This window comes from Collinsella sp. CLA-ER-H8, assembly GCF_040092335.1.
Taxonomy (GTDB): domain Bacteria; phylum Actinomycetota; class Coriobacteriia; order Coriobacteriales; family Coriobacteriaceae; genus Collinsella.
This window is the reverse complement of sequence record NZ_JBBNLU010000003.1, coordinates 213,167-229,300: the sequence shown is the minus strand read 5'-3', so window position 1 is coordinate 229,300 and position 16,134 is coordinate 213,167. Positions and strand designations below refer to the sequence as shown.

The window sequence follows — 16,134 nt, the reverse complement described above, 5'->3', positions numbered from 1 at the left end:
GGTCGAAGCGTAAGCCCCGGCGTTGGTGGAAATGGTGAAAATGCGTTGGCGTGATTGGGGAAATTGCGTTGGCGGAATCGGCTAAAGTGCGATGGCGAAATTGGTTGTTTTTACAGTAGCGCTAACAGTAGTCGTCGCGGGTCGTCGGGGTGATCCTGTTCATCTCCAGGCAGAAGTCGATGAACTTCTCGAGCGCCTCGGAAAGCGGCAGCGCGGCGTAGTCATCCCGCTGTTCGGCGGGAAGCCCGGCGCCGATAGCGGCCCTCGCCTCCTCGGCCTCGGCGAGTTCCAGCTCGACCTCCGACCTGAATTCCGCGAGGACGCGCATCGCCGCCGCCTTTCCCCGCGCGCTCTGCTTCAGGCAGGGCACGCGGGTGTTCCTGGTCCTCTGGACCTTCTTCCCGGTCATCTCGTCGGCCACCGTCACGACAGCCTGCCATTTGCCCTTGTTCTTCCTCACGCCGCCGGCTCCGCATACGCGTAAGGTTTTATTGCTGCATTTCTCGTTCTGCATGTCTGCTCCTAAATCCGCAGTTGATTAGAAACAGGCGGGCCCACCTGCGGGAACCCGGAGAGGCGACGATTCGGGGCTCCTACCCCCGTTGATTAAATCATCGGCTGCACCGCGCTCCTCGAAGCCGAAAATATGCTATCTGGACAGACCGAGCTGAGCTGGTAAAATTTGCAAATGCGGAAATGCGCTACTTGCGCTATCTGCGCGTGTTTTAACAAAATAAGCACAGGTCAGGGTCATTCTGACCTCGCTGGGGGTCAAGGGGTCGCTGGTTCGAATCCAGTCGTCCCGACCAGAAGTTTGCAGGTCAGGCACTTAGTGCCTGACCTTTTTTGTTTTAATCACCATGATTATTTTGCTTAAAGTAACAACGTTCCCGATCGATGTAATCACCGAATCAAAACGTGTACATTAGCCACCAAAATCGACATTTTTCGACATGTTTGGAGGCAGATGTACACGAATGCGAAATCCCCCGCCTAATAGCGCCCTCCACATGTCTGGACTCTCTATGGCTGCGCTGGATAGACATCGCCGGAACGGGTATAGTATCGAAAGTTTTGTCGTTAACCAGCGGGGGAGTCCTGTGGGCATCAAAAAGAAGATCAAAAAGGAGCTTATCGGCACTTCCGATTACCCGTCGAATAAGATCTTTACGATCTCCAATTTCATCACCTTTACGCGCCTGATCCTCACCCTGGTATTTCTGTACCTGTTTGTGACGGATAACAACCGCGTCATCGCCATCGTTATCTACGCCGTTGCCGCCTCCACCGACTGGATGGACGGCCAGATCGCCCGCATGACCAAGACGGTCTCGTGGCTTGGCAAGGTCATGGATCCAATTTGTGATCGCGCGCTGCTGTTCACCGGTGTACTGGGACTGGTGGTTCGCGGAGAGCTGCCCATCTGGGTCTGCGTGCTCATTATTGGCCGCGACATCTATCTGGGCATCGGCACGCTTATCGTTCGTCATTATCACCGTCGCCCCATCGATGTCGTCTTCCCCGGAAAGATTGCCACAGCGCTGCTCATGACCGGATTCTCGCTCATGCTGCTCGGTTTCCCCGTTGTTGACGGCCTGCAACTTTTACCTTCAACCCTCACGGCCTTCCCGGGCCTCAACGGAAGCTCGGTGCCCCTCGGCATCTTCTTTGTGTACGGCGGCGTGATCTTCTCCATGCTCACGGCTGTCATCTACTCCATTAAGGGCGGAGCGGCCATTAAACAGGCTCTCACGCATCCCGAGGATGAGGACATCGACTTTCTGAACCCTGAAATCGAAGACTGATTCGTTGGGGTATGATTACGTACGGTTCATTATTTGCGGCACGTCCGCGATAAGTTAGGGGTTGTCATGGACAACATGGTTAACAATATGCCTCAGAATGATAAGACTGCTGACGCTACCTGCGTATTCCGCGTGCCTTCAAGCGACGTCACCGTTCCCGACCTCATGGCCAACGTGCGCATCACCGCCCCCGTTCTGTCCATCGTCAAGGGTCCGCAGACTGGTGCCGCCTTTGAGCTCGAGGACGACGTGACCACCATCGGCCGCGATCCTGCAAACGGCATCTTCCTCAATGACATGACCGTTTCGCGCAGCCACGCGCGCATTATTCGCGAGGGCCTCGGCGCTCGCATCGAGGACTTGGGCTCGCTCAATGGCACCTGGGTCGACGGTGCCATCGTCAATGCAGCCCCGCTGCACGACGGTTCTTCCGTCCAGATCGGTACGTTTACGCTCATCTACCACGAGAGCACGCCGGAGCGCATCGAAACCGGTGAGTAGGGCATGGCCGAACGCAACTATCTGAGTATCGGCCAAGTCGTCAACCTACTTCGAGGCGCATACCCCGATCTTTCGAACTCAAAAATTAGATTTCTAGAGGATGAGGGGCTCATTACCCCTCATCGTACGCCTAAGGGATACCGTCAGTACTCCAAGGAGGACGTTGATCGCCTGGAGGTCATCCTGCACTTGCAGAAGACCCGCTACATGCCGCTCAACGTGATTAAGCAGCGCTTGGAAAACGCCACGGACCTGTCAACGCTCGCCTACGAGGTGGGCTTGCTGTCCGATGTTCCTCTCAAGACGGAGCCCAAGGAGACTAAACAAAAGCTGCATCCCATCGAGACCATTCCCGATATGTTGGGCGTCGAGATTTCGTTTATCCGCTCGCTCGCCGAGAACGACCTCATTCGCATCATCAAGAGTCCACAGAATCGTGAGCTCGTCGATGGTCGCGATTTTCCGATCATCCGCTACTGCTCCGAGCTGTCACGCTTCCATATCGAGCCGCGCAACCTGCGTCAGTACGTGTCTTCCGCCAACCGCGAGTCCTCGATGTTTGAGCAGGTGCTCGTGAGCATGCTCGGAATGGATACCTCCGATGACGAGCGCGACGCCAAGCTCGAGCGTGCGTTTAAGAAGCTTCACGACCTGACGGAGGGCGTGCACACCGCGCTGCTCAAGAACCGCGTTTTTGAGTCGCTCAACGCCGTGGTCGAGGACGCCGACATCGATGCACTCGATGAGGAAATCACTCGCTCCGAGTCCACCAAGGCCAAAAACGAAGAGACAGCCGCGCCGGCTTCGCACGAGGATTCTCTCGTAAAGCCGCTTAAGGTCGTCGCCCCTTCGCAATCCGGCACCGCCACCGCGGGCATATAACCGCTGCTGAAATTTCGGCAACCCATTGAAAGGTCATGCAATGTACGACTTCGAATCTCAAATCGTCGATATCCCCGACTATCCCGAGCCCGGAGTCATCTTTAAGGACATCACGCCGCTCTTTGGCAATCCCGAGGCGCTCAAAGCCATGACCGATGCCCTCGCCGAGCACTTTGCCGGCATGGGAATCACCAAGGTCGTGGGTCCCGAGGCTCGCGGCTTTATGGTTGGCGTACCGGTGGCTGTAGCCCTTGGCGCTGGCTTTGTTCCCGCACGTAAACCGGGCAAGCTGCCGCGTGAGACCGTAAGCCAGAGCTACGAGCTCGAGTACGGCACCGATTCAATTGAGATCCATGCCGACGCTATCAGCTCTAAAGATACCGTGTTGATTCTGGACGACTTGGTCGCGACGGGCGGAACCGTCGAGGCAACAGGTAAACTGGTGCGAGATATAGGCGCAAAGCTTGTCGGTTACGGTTGTATCCTTGAGCTTGCGTTTCTCAACCCGCGCGAGAAGCTCACGCCGTCTAATGACGATGTGGAGCTCTTTAGCCTGGTGACGGTGGACTAGCCGTTACCCTTAGTTACTGGAAAGGAAGCTACATGCGCACAGCAAACACGCACAAAAACATGGCACGCTGCGCTGCTACGGCAACCATCGCTTGTGTTTTGGGCTTGGGCCTCGCGGCTCCTGCCTACGCCGATACCGCATCCGACCTTGCCGCTGCTCGTACTAAGCTCGAGCAGATCGGTACCCAAACTCAGCAGATTTACGATGAGCTCGCCACGCAGACGCAGGCGCTCGATCAGACTGCCGGCGAGATCACGCAAAAGCAGCAGGAGATCGCCGATGGTCAGGCCAAGCTCTCGACCTATGTCGCCGGTGAGTACAAAACCGGCGGTCTGAGCCTACTTCAGGTTCTGACGGGTGTCGATGACCTGAGCGATATGCTCAATCGTCTGTTCTACTACGGCAAAGTTTCTGATAAGCAAGCTCAGACCATTCAAGAGGTCAAGGAACTTAAGCAGCAGCTCACCGATAAGCAGTCCGAGCAGGAAAAGAACGTCGCCGCCACGCAAAAGAAGGTCGACGAGCTTAACGCCCAGCAGGCTGAAGCCCAGAACGTCGTAAACTCTCTGGATTCACAGCTGCAGGCCGAACTAGCCACCGAGGCCGAAGCCAACGCCGCGCTGCAGGCCGGCATCAACGCCAGCACCGCCGAGAAAGCCACGGTGAGCAACGAGACTGCCGGTACGACCGAGAACACCAACAACGGTGGCCAGACCAGCAATAACAACAACCAGGGCGGCAACACTCCGGCTCCTACGCCGGCACCTGCTCCGACGCCGCAGCCCTCCACGCCTGCTCCGGCTCCGACGCCTTCTGCTCCGAGCCAGTCCGTCGATGGCGGTTCTGTTGTCTCGCGTGCATACAGCAAGCTTGGTTGTGCTTATTCCTGGGGCGGAATTGGCCCGAACAGCTTCGACTGCTCTGGTTTTGTTAGTTATTGCCTCACTGGTCGCTATTGCCGCCTGGGCACCACGGGCACCTTTATGGGCTGGACGCGTGTGTCCGATCCGCAGCCCGGTGACGTTGTGGTCAACTCATACCACACCGGCATTTACATCGGTGGTGGTCAGATGATTCATGCTTCCGACTACAACACGGGTGTTATCATCAGCTCCGTTGCCGCCGGCATGAACAATAACTACATCTTCGTACGCTACTAAGTCATCTTACACAGCGTGTGGATGTGGACCTCGTGGCTTTAAGTCGCGAGGTCCATTCTTTTTTTCTCTCTCATCTTAGACGGCTATCTAGTATTCAAAACTAGATAGCCGTCCATTCGGTTTGCAAGAAGGCTATAATTGTTGATGAACAATTAGAAAGGACCCTCTATGAGCTGGGCACTTATCTCCGATTCAAGCTGCAACCTCCGTGATTGGCAACCGACCGCGCCCCATACCACCTTTGCATTTGCGCCCCTCAAAATTCGAGTGGGGGAGCGTGAATTCGTCGATGACCTTTCGCTCGATGTTCATGAGCTCAACTGCGCTGTTCAGGCGGAGACGAACGCTTCTTCGAGCGCTTGTCCCAGCGTAGGGGAGTGGGCCGAGCTCTTCAAATTGGCAGACAAGACCATCTGCATGCCGATCTCTGAGGGCGTGTCGGGCAGCTACAACGCAGCAGCCACGGCTCGCGATATGGTTCTTGCCGAGGAGCCCGACCGACAGATTCATCTAGTCAATTCACGCGCAGCTGGCGGCAAAATGGACCTCATTTTCTTGCTGTTCGACCGCTATCTTGCAAGCAATCCGAATGTCTCATTCGAGGATGCTTGCGCATACTTCGATAGCCTTGAACAGAACAGCAAAATCCTCTTCAGTTTGTGCAATTACGAAAACCTCGCCAAAGCCGGACGTATCCCTAAGGCAGCTGGCGTCATTGCCAACAAGCTCAATATCCGCATTTTGGGCACGGCGAGTGAGGCCGGTAAAATCGAACTCGTGGGGCACACGCGTGGCGAAAAGAAGATGCTCAACAAGATCATCGACACTATGGAAGCCGAGGGCTTTACGGGCGGTGAGGTCGTCATCGACCATGTGGAGAACGCATCGAGCGCCCAGGCGCTGGCCGATCGCATTATTGAGCATTGGCCCGACTCCAAGACCATCATTATGCCCTGCAATGGCCTGGATTCCTATTACGCCGAGATGCACGGCCTCATCATCGGCTATGGCATGGGCGTAGCTTCGGGCAAATAAAGTCCAACCAGCAAAATACGGGCGGGACAAAGCGACAGATGGCTCTTTGTCCCGCCCGTTTTATACGTCGGCTAGCTATTAAACCCGTTGAACTTGAGATAGCTCATCAGGTACGCTTTCGAAACAAAGGATGAAACCGCGCTGCGCACAAGCAGCGACTCACGCGTTACCTGATGCGCCGTATCGGGAACCGGCGTCTGCTCGACAGAAAACGTCGAACGAATCGATGCCTCGAGCTGATCGACCACATAGTCGAAGGCCGTCGGGGCATCGTAGCTCAAACGCTGAATGTTAAAGAGCGCCTGCACCGCAGCAATAGGTAGCACCTGCTTAAAGATGCAGATAGCGATCAGGCGGGCAATCTGCTCGCGGCCATATTGCTTTTTGACCGGAGCAGGCACCAGGCCGACCTTCACGTAGTTATTGATCATCGAGGGCGTAATGACAGGCTGCTCAACGCAAATGGACAGCGGCTCCATCCACAGCGCAACATACTCAATGACCTGGTCGCGGTAGAGCGTCACATTGGGCAACTGGTCATAGCGCGGCAGACTCAACGTATTGAGTTTGCGCACGATATCGGACTGAATAAATGCATCGGGCAGCACAGTGGGCTGAATATCCTCAGGCTTAATGCTGACCGACGAATCGGACATCGGGATAACACGTTTGGCGTGGTTCATAAGGATCCTCCGTTCATTAGCTATATTGTATTCTAGGTTATCTAGTTTTGCATACTATATAGCAGGAAAGTAAAAGTGATTGGGCAGCACATTGCATTGATGCGCCGTCCAACCACTTTGTTTTAAAGATAGCAACATTACATAAGATATATTATCGTACTTATCCGCGGAGAAACGCGTATGCGCTCGTTGCTGCTATGGCTCCGTCAGAAACGGCGGTCACAACCTGACGTAAGCGCTTGGAACGGATGTCGCCAGCAGCAAATAGACCTGGCGTGCGGGTCGCCATGGATTCATCAGTCAGAATGCCGCCATCAGGCGCCAGATCGACTAGATGCTCAACAAGCTCGGTATGTGGCTGCGTCCCCGTATAGACAAAGATGCCAAAAGAGCCAGGTTCAAAGGACTCAGTGTGCATTTCACCAGTCGCATTGTCCTTGAATGTAATTGTCGTGGGCATCGCTTCACCAGAAAGTTCAACAATACTAGTTTGGTACCTAACTGTAATATTGTCCTTTTCGAGTACCTTCTGAACAACACCATCAGGTGCACGGAACTGATCGCGACGCAAGACGATGGTCACGCTGCTGGCGATTTCTGACAAGAACAGGGCTTCCTCACAGGCAGCATTGCCGCCGCCAATGACAAAAACCTGCTTGCCACGGAAGAACATGCCGTCACACGTCGCGCAATACGAAACGCCACGACCGCGATACGTATCCTCGCCAGTGAAACCAGCAGATCGCGGCGTGGCACCCATGCAAGCGATAACGCTCGAGGCAAGCGTATCGCCCATATCGTGATGCACCGTAAACAGCGCTGCATCGGCATCGTAATCGATACCCGTAACCATGCTCCATGTAACCTGCGCTCCCAGCCCCTCTGCATGTTGCTGAAAACGCTCGCCGAGTTCGGCGCCACTCAAGAGCGGAATGCCCGGATAGTTCTCGACTTCATTGGTCGTGGCGATCTGTCCACCCGACATGCCCTGCTCAATCACGGTCGTCGTCAGGTTGGCACGCGCAGCGTAAATGGCGGCAGCATAGCCCGCGGGGCCTCCACCGATAATCGCAACATCAATCGGCTGATCGGTAGTCATGAAGAATCCTCTCGTCGAAACGTTGTCGTTCTTTGCGCTCATACCCAAATTTACGTGAACATGACACTCATGCACTACAATGATAAATCGCGTAACAAAGCTGAAGGGGAGTTATCGATGGATCAAACGCAGACGAGCAATAGCGCTCCCCTGCCCATGCAAGCCACTCCCCAACCGGAGCAAATGACCGTTTCACATACACAAAAACCCCTGGTAACCATTGTGCACGCATCGGTTGGATCGGGCCACAAAGCCGCCGCCAACGCGATTGCACAAGCATTTGACCTTATCCGCGGCACCAAGGGAATCCCTGAGAATATTGAAATTGAAGTGCTCGATATCCTTGATTTTGGACGTATTAAATTCGACGGCAATAAGACCGCGGCTTCTTTTACGGGAGCCACACGCCCCATTTACGACCTGACCTGGCGATATACGCTTACGGGACATCTTCTCTGGGGTGGCGGCACGGCATGGTCGCGAATTATGTTCCCCGCCTTCAACGAATATATTCGTCGTCGCAGGCCTATAGCCGTGGTCGCAACGCACATCACAGCAGCCAATGTTGCCGTGGGCGCCCGCGTCATCACAGGTATCGATTATCCGGTCATCTGCGTACCAACAGACTATGAAGTCGAAGGCTTTTGGCCCCACAAGGACACCGACCTGTTCTGCGTGGCCAACGAGTTTATGGCCGAAACGCTGCGCCCGCGCAAAGTTCCCGAGTCAAAGATCCGCATAACGGGCATCCCCATCCGAGCCGGTTTCGATACCGATTACAAACGCGAGGATGAGCTGAGCAAGTTCAATCTCCCCATAGACAAAACCGTCGTATTGGTGATGGCCGGCGCCAGTTTGCCCCAACCATACGTGCGTTTCCGTGCCGCGATGGACCACACGCTCCCCTTCTTACGCAGCTTTGAAGACATGCACTTTGTCTTTTTACCGGGCAAAGATAAGGAATACGCCGCCCGACTCAAGACGCTCTTCGACGCCATGAAGCTCGACAACGTCACGGTTCTGGACTACGTGGACGACATGGCGGCCCTCATGCACGGCTGCGACCTGGCAATCCTCAAATCAGGCGGACTCACGGTCACCGAGTGCCTGTGCGCTCATCTGCCGATGATCCTGCTGGGCAAATCATACGGTCAGGAAAAGGCCAACACCACAATGCTCACCGGCATGGGCGCCAGCATGCATGTCACCACCGCACGAGAACTCATCGTGACGCTTCGTCACCTGCACGACCACCCTGAATCGCTCAAAGCCCTACTCATCAACGGCGAAGTACTACGCCGCCCCCACGCAGCCGAAGACATAGCCATCGCCACCATGGAGCTCGTAGGCAAACCCCAAAAGCGCAAACGAGCCTTCTGCCGCTTCTACTGGGGCGGAAAACCCGCGCATATCCGCTAGCACCGGACTGTCCGCCGTGGCGCAGGCCGCCCACACATATCATTCCATGCTCAAACATTCTCGCTTCGCTTCGCTCGCTGCGAAACTGCGCGTGGAACGATATGTGTGGGCGGCCTGCGCCACGGCTATACGTACGCACTAGCAGCCATATCGGTTAGCCTACTAAAAGCAGCGAAGGGAAACTCGAAAACAAGAAATCAAAGTAATCCGATCTGACAAAGGAGCCGTCTCTTTGTCAGATCGGATTACTTGTTAGACACAGCTTCTAGATACAGCATTAGGCTTCAGATGGGAAGCCATAACCGATTGCGAGCATGTAAACGTAGCTCGCCCCTGGGAGGCCCCTATATATCGTCCCGCGCGCAGTTTCGCAGCGCAGCGAGAATGTTTGAGCACGGGATGATATATAGGGGCATCCCAGGGGCGAGCGGACATTACGGCACTCCGTTCAACGAAGCAAAAGACTAAGCGACGCCGCTGGAGCCGAAGCCTCCTTTGCCTCGGTCGGTTTCGTCTAGTTCTTCTACTTCTATGAGGTTGACCGTGGGGACTTCTTGGATGACGAGTTGGGCTATGCGGTCGCCTTTGTTGATTTGGATGTTGTTGGAGGGATCCAGGTTGATGAGGATAACCTTGAGTTCTCCTCGGTAGTGGGCGTCGATGAGGCCCGGCGTATTGACTATAGACAGGCCCTGCTTGATGGCCAAGCCGCTGCGGGGCTGGACGAAGCCGGCGTAGCCATCGGGCAGGGCGATGGCCAGCCCGGTAGAGACCAGACGACGTTCGAAGGGCTTCAGGACGCAGTCCTCGTTGGAGCGCAGATCCAAGCCGGCATCGGTGGGATGGGCGTATTTGGGAAGCTCGACGGTGGGGTCGAGACGCTTTATGTTGACGGTAATGCAGGACATGGAATCACCTTAGCTTGTCGAGCTCTTGCAGAAACTCATCGACGTCTTTGAAATCGCGGTAGACCGAGGCAAAGCGGATGTACGCCACCTTATCGATCTTGGCCAAGCGCTTGAGCACCATGTCACCCAACTCATGCGACGTGACGGCCGTCAGCGTGCGAGAGCGCAGCTCGACCTCGATATCGTCGATAATCTCATTGAGCTTCTTAGTGTCGATATCGCGCTTGATGGTGGCACGCATCAAGCCGACGAGCAGCTTATTGCGATCGAACCGCTGCTTAGTTCCGTCCGACTTAATGACCTCAATTGGGTCTTCGCATCGCTCGAACGTTGTAAAGCGGTAGTTACACGAGCAACATTCGCGACGGCGCTTAATGGTGTTATTTGACTCCTGCATACGGGAATCAACGACGCGGGTATGTGCCTTGCCGCATTTAGGACAGCGCATGGTACCTCCTCTTAAACGATAACAAGAGTACCATGCGCAGCGCGATAATGATTACGAACGAGCAGGAACCTTAAGATGCGCACTGGCGGCGAGCGAACCATGCTCCAGATGATTGACGTTACGGATCATGTCGGAAGTCTCTTGCGTGGAAAGGCCTTCGATTGGATATTCCTCGGCAAGCGACCAAAGAGAATCACCAGGCTGAACGCGAATGGTCTCGTAGGTAACGTTGGAAACGGACTCGGCATACGCGGCGTGACGAGCGCTAAAGACCGACGTAGCGAGGACAAAAAAGAGCGTGAGCGCAACGGCGACGGCAACAATCGTCGAGACCTTCAGGGCAGCGGGAGTCGGCGCGGCAACAGCATACTGAGTGCGAGCAGACTTTACGGGCAAAGGCTGATAACCGGAACGTCCACCCTTGACAACAGTAAAAGCGGGCGCGGCAGGCGTCTCGAGCTTAAGGGCGAGGTTTCCCTGGACCATATTCGTTGCGTTCATCATGTTCTCCTCTCGCGTGTTTTGCTGAGAACAGTTTTATCAAGCCGCGCGGACAAAAATGTCTAGCGCGAGAACGAATGTTCGGTTATTATTATCTTCGAACAGTTGTTCCTGTCAAGCAAAATTCGAACATTTGTTTGACATGGGTAGAGAGGATGCCCTGATGGCTCGCAAAATTACCAAGCGTCAGCAGCAAATTTACGACTTCATCAAGGAATATCAGCAGGAGAAGGGTTATCCGCCCAGCGTGCGCGAGATGGCTTCTGCCGTGGGCCTATCCTCTCCCAGCACCGTGCACGCCCATCTCTCTGCCCTGGAGGCGCGCGGGCTACTCAAGCGCGATGCCACCAAACCGCGTGCCCTGGAACTCTTTAACGAGGACGGTTCCTCTGTCTCAATTTCTAAATCTGACGAGCCCACCGCACCTCGCGGAACGGTCTCGCTACCGCTCGTTGGTCGCGTCGCGGCTGGGATTCCCATTCTGGCCGAGCAGAATATCGAAGACACTTTTACTATCCCGACCGAAATCGCCACTGATCAGGGTTCCTTTATCCTTGAGGTGCATGGGAGCTCAATGATCAATGTCGGCATCTTCAATGGCGATTACATCATCGTCCGTGAACAAAAGAGTGCCATGAACGGCGAAATTGTCGTGGCCATGATTGATGGTTCAGCGACCGTCAAGACGTTCTACAAGGAGCAGGGACGCGTACGCCTGCAGCCCGAGAATGACACCATGGAGCCTATCTATGCAACGAATCCCATCATCTTGGGCAAAGTCGTCGGCTTAATGCGCCGGTTCTCGTAATGCAAAAACGCATCACCATCTTTGATACCGTCCGCGGGTTTACGATGATTTCAATGGCAGGTTTTCACGCTTGCTACGATCTCGCCTACCTGTACGACTGGGATATGCCCTGGTTTACCCAGACCGTCTTTCAAGACATCTGGCGCGCCAGCATCAGCTGGGTATTTTTGTTTATCGCGGGTTGGATGTGCACCCTTTCGCGCAACAATATCAAACGTGCCGCCAATTACGCCTTAGCAGCACTCGTCGTCTGGCTGGCAACAACACTTGTCTCAGTCGACGATTCGGTTAATTTTGGCATCATCTACTGCATGGCCGCATGTACCGGCATCGTGGCGTTGACCGATCCCGTCCTTAAGAAGATATCGGCGAGATGGGGCATGTCGCTATGCCTTGTGTTGTTCGCCCTCACCTGGAGTATCCCCAAAACGATCTACCCTGTCCCCTACCTGGCGTGGCTGGGATTTCCGAGCCTTGGGTTTGTTTCAGGTGATTACTACCCCATCATCCCGTTTATCTTTATGTATCTTGCAGGATACTTCGCCGCACATATAGCGCAGGGAATCGATAAGACCGCCCTAAGCTGGGCCTACGCCAACCCCCTGCCGGCGCTCGCCAGCCTTGGACGTCATGCACTCCCCTTTTATCTGCTGCATCAACCCATTATTCTGGGCTTTTTGGAGCTCGTCTACTCGGTGCGATAACGCTTGAGCCGCGGCGCGATACGGGCCGGCAGCTTCGCCACAATACGAACGCCGTCCTCAAGATATTCCTCGTGCAAAAGGGTTCCCTGCTCATGCACCAGCGTGATGAGGGCGCCCTCGCGATACGGGATATCAGCAGAGAGCAACACATCGGTAGCAGCCGCCTCACGAGCAATACGGTCGACGAAATCGTCGAGTCCCTCGCCCGTCTGGGCCGAGAACAGCACGGCCTCGGGATAGCGACGACGGAAGCTCAGGCGATCAACGCTATCGAGAAGATCGATTTTATTGAATACGGTCAGCGTTAAACGCTCTCCAGCGCCGATCTCATCAAGAACGCGGTCGACAGCCTCAAGCTGCCGCTCATAGTCCTCGTCAGACGCATCTACGACTTTGAGAATTAGATCGGCACCCAACACCTCGGACAGCGTCGATTTAAAGGCATCGACCAGACCATGCGGCAGCTTTTGAATAAAGCCGACGGTATCAGTAATCGTCATGCCGCGACCGCCGGGCAGGCGATACGAACGCGTCGTCGGGTCGAGCGTAGCAAACAGCTTGTCCTGCGAAAGTACCGTAGAGCCGGTCAGGCGATTGAGCAACGTCGATTTACCGGCATTGGTATAACCGGCTAACGCGACGCGAAACGCCGGTGACTCAATGCGGCTCTTGGACTGGACATCGCGACGCTGTTCAACCTGCTTGAGCTCACGACGAAGCGCGGCAATCTTATTGCGAATCAAGCGACGGTCAACCTCGAGCTGGCTTTCACCCTGGCCAAAGCGCGAACCGATGCCGCCGCGCGTCTGCTCCTTGGCAAGATGGCTCCACATGCCACGCAGACGAGGCAACAGATATTGAAGCTGCGCCAGCTGTACCTGTAGGCGTCCCTCACGCGTCTGAGCATGCAGGCCAAAGATATCCAAGATCAGTGCTGTACGATCGATAATCTTTACCGGCTCGCCCACGGCTTTCTCCAAATAGGATTGCTGCGAGGGCGTCAGGTCGTCGTCAAAAATAACGACATCGGCATCCATGCGATGCACCAGGCCGCACAGCTCTTCAACCTTACCGGAACCGATAAACGATTTTGGATACGGCTTAACCAGACGCTGTGACAAACGCGCCACGCACTGGGCGCCAGCCGTATGGGCCAGGCGCTCAAGCTCGTCAAGCGAACGATCGAGCGGCCATGCATTGTCGCGCCACTCAACACCAACTAATATGGCACGCTCGGGCTCGGGTGCCGTGGGAACAAGGGGGAAACGGGCCATTAGGCAGCCTCAATACGATGCAGGATGTCCTCAACGACCTCATCGATCGTAAACTCGTCCATATCAAACCACACGATACGGTCATCGCGCTTAAACCACGAAAGCTGACGTTTGGCATAGCGACGCGAACGCATCTTGATGAGTTCGCGAGCCTCATCCATAGAAATCACGCCATTGAAAGCATCAATGATCTCTTTATAGCCAATTGCCTGCATCGAAGTCAGGGCATCTCCCAGCCCCTGGTCCATAAGACCGCGAACCTCATCGACAAGACCCTGCTCAAACATCAGATCGACGCGCAGGTTAATGCGCTCGTAGAGCACCTCGCGATTACGCGTCAGACCAAACCATAGAGCATGATAATGCTCGCGCGGAACACTAAACTGACTTTTTTGCTGTGCATAGGAGATACCATCATCATGCATCTCGAGCGCACGAATCACACGGCGCACATTATGGGGATGAATAACAGCAGCCGATTCTGGGTCGCGCTCGGCAAGCAGGGCATGCAGCTCTTCCTCGCCAATACGCTCGGCAAGCTCCTGATAGCCCATACGACGATCGTCCTCAAGTTCACCCGAAGGAAAGTCCATTTCATCGAGGGCGGCCTTGAGATACAGCCCCGTACCTCCGCAAAAAACCGGCAGGCAACCCGAACCAAGGAGACGTTCAACATGCGCGCGAGCGTCAGCCTGATAAAGCGCAGCAGAATATGCCACACCCGGCTCTGCAATGTCGACGAGACGCAGCGGCACCGTACACTCATCGGGCGCCATCTTTGCGGTACCGATGTCCATGCCGCGATAGATTTGCATCGCATCGCACGACAGCACTTCGGACGAAAGACGAGCTGCCAAACGGTCGGCAACATCACTCTTACCAACCGCCGTCGGACCGACGATCGCAACGGCGGAAAGTCCTGCCCTGGGAGAAACCATTAGCGCGGCTCGCCCACAACGGAGCCGGACAAATACCAGGTCTTGGCAACGTCAACGTCAACATCAACGATCTTGCCAACAAGCTGATCGATGCTGTAACCCTCGGGGATAGGCGCATGCACGGTCTGATTCTTGGGACTCTTGCCCAGCAGGACCGCGTCGTTCTTTTTACTCGTTCCCTCAATGAGCGCCGGCACCACAGTATGAAGCTCACCCTGGTTATACTCGTGTGCCGTAGTCTCGATAACCTTAACCAGGCGGTTGAAACGCTCGAGAATAACCTCATGCGGCGTAGGATCGTCAATCTCTGCGGCCGGGGTACCGGCGCGCTTGGAATAGATGAAGGTATAGGCCTGAGCATAGCGGACCGTCTCGGCAAGTGAGAGCGTCTGCTCAAAGTCCTCTTCAGTCTCGCCCGGGAAGCCAACGATAATATCGGTCGAGAGCGCGATATCGGGCATGCGGTTGCGAATGCGATCGACCAGGCCCAGATAGTCCTCGCGTGCATAACGGCGATTCATCTCTTTGAGGATACGCGTGGAGCCCGACTGAACGGCCAAGTGAAGCTGCGGCATGACGGCGGGCGTCTCGGCCATGGCGTCGATGGTCTCGGGCAGCAGATCCTTAGGATGAGAAGAGGTAAAGAAGATGCGCTCCACACCCGTATCACCAACGGCACACAGCAGATCGGCAAAACGCGGCTTGCCAAACAGATCGCGACCATATGAGTTAACGTTTTGGCCCAGCAGCGTAATCTCGCGCACGCCCTGGCGCACCAAACCGGTCACCTCGTCGACAATTTCCTCGAAGGGGCGGCTCTTTTCGCGACCGCGCACGTACGGCACGATGCAATAGGTACAGAAATTATTGCAGCCCGTCATAATGGGCACCCAGGCGTGATACTGGGTCTCGCGATGCCACGGCATGCTCATGGCATCCGTATCCTCATGCTCATTGGTGCGGATATGACGCTTGCCATCAAGGAACGCCTCGGCAATGAGCTCGGCCACATGTGCGATGGAATGCGTACCAAAGATGACATTGACGTTATCGACGTTGGTGAGCAGGCCCTCGCCATCGCGCTGCGCGATGCAACCACCAACGGCAACCACACGCTTGCCCGAGGGTGAGGGCGGGAGGCTCTTACAAGAGTTGCACTGACCGTACAGGCGAGTATCGGCGGCCTCGCGCACGCAGCATGTCATGAAGACAACAATATCGGCATGCTCGGGATCGAGCGCCATGAGGCAACCATACGAATCGAGCAGACCGCTCACGCGCTCAGAGTCGTGCTGATTCATCTGGCAGCCAAAGGTGCGGATAAAGTAGGTTTTACCGGCAAGAATATCGCGTACGAAACGCTGGTCCATGTGCATAAGTCCTAACGATGGAGAGGGG

At 55.3% G+C, this 16,134-nt stretch carries 18 protein-coding genes; 9 read left to right on the top strand and 9 right to left on the bottom strand.

The genetic code is table 11. From position 1 onward, the window contains the following. Positions 1-121: 121 nt before the first annotated feature. Positions 122-514 (bottom strand): hypothetical protein, encoded by a 393-nt coding sequence (locus AAAX72_RS03415; RefSeq protein WP_349129030.1) that lies wholly within the window; start codon positions 512-514, stop codon positions 122-124. A gap of 586 nt (positions 515-1,100) precedes the next feature. On the opposite strand from AAAX72_RS03415, the gene AAAX72_RS03410 reads away from it, so the two are divergent. The 6 genes from AAAX72_RS03410 to AAAX72_RS03385 all read left to right on the top strand — a co-directional run bounded on the left by AAAX72_RS03410 (position 1,101) and on the right by AAAX72_RS03385 (position 5,954). Then, positions 1,101-1,805, top strand: a complete 705-nt coding sequence (locus tag AAAX72_RS03410) for a CDP-alcohol phosphatidyltransferase family protein (protein WP_260699275.1) — start codon at positions 1,101-1,103, stop codon at positions 1,803-1,805. A gap of 66 nt (positions 1,806-1,871) precedes the next feature. Then, the gene (locus AAAX72_RS03405) at positions 1,872-2,306 is read left to right on the top strand and encodes an FHA domain-containing protein (protein WP_006236002.1); all 435 of its coding nucleotides are present in this window, start codon (positions 1,872-1,874) and stop codon (positions 2,304-2,306) included. 3 nt (positions 2,307-2,309) lie between these two features. Beyond that, complete coding sequence (locus tag AAAX72_RS03400) at positions 2,310-3,188, top strand: MerR family transcriptional regulator (RefSeq protein ID WP_035138472.1); 879 nt, start codon at positions 2,310-2,312, stop codon at positions 3,186-3,188. Between the two features lie 40 nt (positions 3,189-3,228). After that, positions 3,229-3,759 carry an adenine phosphoribosyltransferase gene (locus AAAX72_RS03395; RefSeq protein WP_349129028.1) on the top strand — a complete coding sequence of 177 codons (531 nt, stop codon included), beginning with the start codon at positions 3,229-3,231 and terminating at the stop codon, positions 3,757-3,759. 32 nt (positions 3,760-3,791) lie between these two features. Beyond that, entirely contained in the window at positions 3,792-4,919 is a 1,128-nt protein-coding gene (locus AAAX72_RS03390; RefSeq protein ID WP_349129027.1) for an NlpC/P60 family protein, read from the top strand. A gap of 168 nt (positions 4,920-5,087) precedes the next feature. After that, positions 5,088-5,954 carry a DegV family protein gene (locus AAAX72_RS03385; RefSeq protein ID WP_349129025.1) on the top strand — a complete coding sequence of 289 codons (867 nt, stop codon included), beginning with the start codon at positions 5,088-5,090 and terminating at the stop codon, positions 5,952-5,954. 71 nt (positions 5,955-6,025) lie between these two features. On the opposite strand, the gene AAAX72_RS03380 is transcribed toward AAAX72_RS03385, so the two are convergent. Continuing rightward, positions 6,026-6,637 carry a DUF1836 domain-containing protein gene (locus tag AAAX72_RS03380; RefSeq protein ID WP_349129024.1) on the bottom strand — a complete coding sequence of 204 codons (612 nt, stop codon included), beginning with the start codon at positions 6,635-6,637 and terminating at the stop codon, positions 6,026-6,028. Between the two features lie 160 nt (positions 6,638-6,797). Then, positions 6,798-7,736 (bottom strand): FAD-dependent oxidoreductase, encoded by a 939-nt coding sequence (locus AAAX72_RS03375; RefSeq protein ID WP_349129023.1) that lies wholly within the window; start codon positions 7,734-7,736, stop codon positions 6,798-6,800. Between the two features lie 117 nt (positions 7,737-7,853). On the opposite strand from AAAX72_RS03375, the gene AAAX72_RS03370 reads away from it, so the two are divergent. Next, complete coding sequence (locus tag AAAX72_RS03370; protein WP_349129022.1) at positions 7,854-9,155, top strand: glycosyltransferase; 1,302 nt, start codon at positions 7,854-7,856, stop codon at positions 9,153-9,155. A gap of 464 nt (positions 9,156-9,619) precedes the next feature. Here AAAX72_RS03370 and dut read toward each other — a convergent pair whose 3' ends face one another. From dut to AAAX72_RS03355, 3 genes are read right to left on the bottom strand one after another with little or no spacing between them, the layout of a single operon-like run. Next, on the bottom strand, positions 9,620-10,063 hold the full coding sequence (dut, locus tag AAAX72_RS03365; RefSeq protein WP_349129021.1) for a dUTP diphosphatase: 444 nt from the start codon (positions 10,061-10,063) through the stop codon (positions 9,620-9,622). A gap of 4 nt (positions 10,064-10,067) precedes the next feature. Further along, positions 10,068-10,511, bottom strand: coding sequence for a transcriptional regulator NrdR (gene nrdR / locus AAAX72_RS03360; protein ID WP_022093781.1), 444 nt, complete (start codon positions 10,509-10,511; stop codon positions 10,068-10,070). A gap of 51 nt (positions 10,512-10,562) precedes the next feature. After that, positions 10,563-11,012 (bottom strand): LysM peptidoglycan-binding domain-containing protein, encoded by a 450-nt coding sequence (locus AAAX72_RS03355; protein WP_035138484.1) that lies wholly within the window; start codon positions 11,010-11,012, stop codon positions 10,563-10,565. A 163-nt stretch (positions 11,013-11,175) separates the two neighbouring features. On the opposite strand from AAAX72_RS03355, the gene lexA reads away from it, so the two are divergent. Continuing rightward, a complete protein-coding gene (gene lexA / locus AAAX72_RS03350) occupies positions 11,176-11,820 on the top strand; it encodes a transcriptional repressor LexA (protein WP_035138488.1) in 645 nt (214 codons plus the stop codon). Further along, on the top strand, positions 11,820-12,524 hold the full coding sequence (locus tag AAAX72_RS03345) for a heparan-alpha-glucosaminide N-acetyltransferase (protein WP_349129019.1): 705 nt from the start codon (positions 11,820-11,822) through the stop codon (positions 12,522-12,524). The genes lexA and AAAX72_RS03345 overlap by 1 nt, the downstream gene beginning before the upstream one ends. Here the strand turns inward: AAAX72_RS03345 and hflX are convergent. The 3 genes from hflX to miaB are packed head-to-tail and all read right to left on the bottom strand — an operon-like array spanning position 12,509 to position 16,106. Beyond that, the gene (gene hflX, locus AAAX72_RS03340) at positions 12,509-13,798 is read right to left on the bottom strand and encodes a GTPase HflX (protein WP_161115798.1); all 1,290 of its coding nucleotides are present in this window, start codon (positions 13,796-13,798) and stop codon (positions 12,509-12,511) included. The two genes, AAAX72_RS03345 and hflX, sit on opposite strands and share 16 nt — an antisense overlap. Further along, complete coding sequence (gene miaA / locus AAAX72_RS03335) at positions 13,798-14,736, bottom strand: tRNA (adenosine(37)-N6)-dimethylallyltransferase MiaA (protein ID WP_349129017.1); 939 nt, start codon at positions 14,734-14,736, stop codon at positions 13,798-13,800. The genes hflX and miaA overlap by 1 nt, the downstream gene beginning before the upstream one ends. After that, positions 14,736-16,106: a tRNA (N6-isopentenyl adenosine(37)-C2)-methylthiotransferase MiaB gene (gene miaB, locus AAAX72_RS03330; RefSeq protein WP_349129015.1), complete on the bottom strand. Its 1,371-nt coding sequence runs from the start codon at positions 16,104-16,106 to the stop codon at positions 14,736-14,738. Before miaB ends, miaA begins: the two co-directional genes overlap by 1 nt. Positions 16,107-16,134 lie beyond the last annotated feature (28 nt).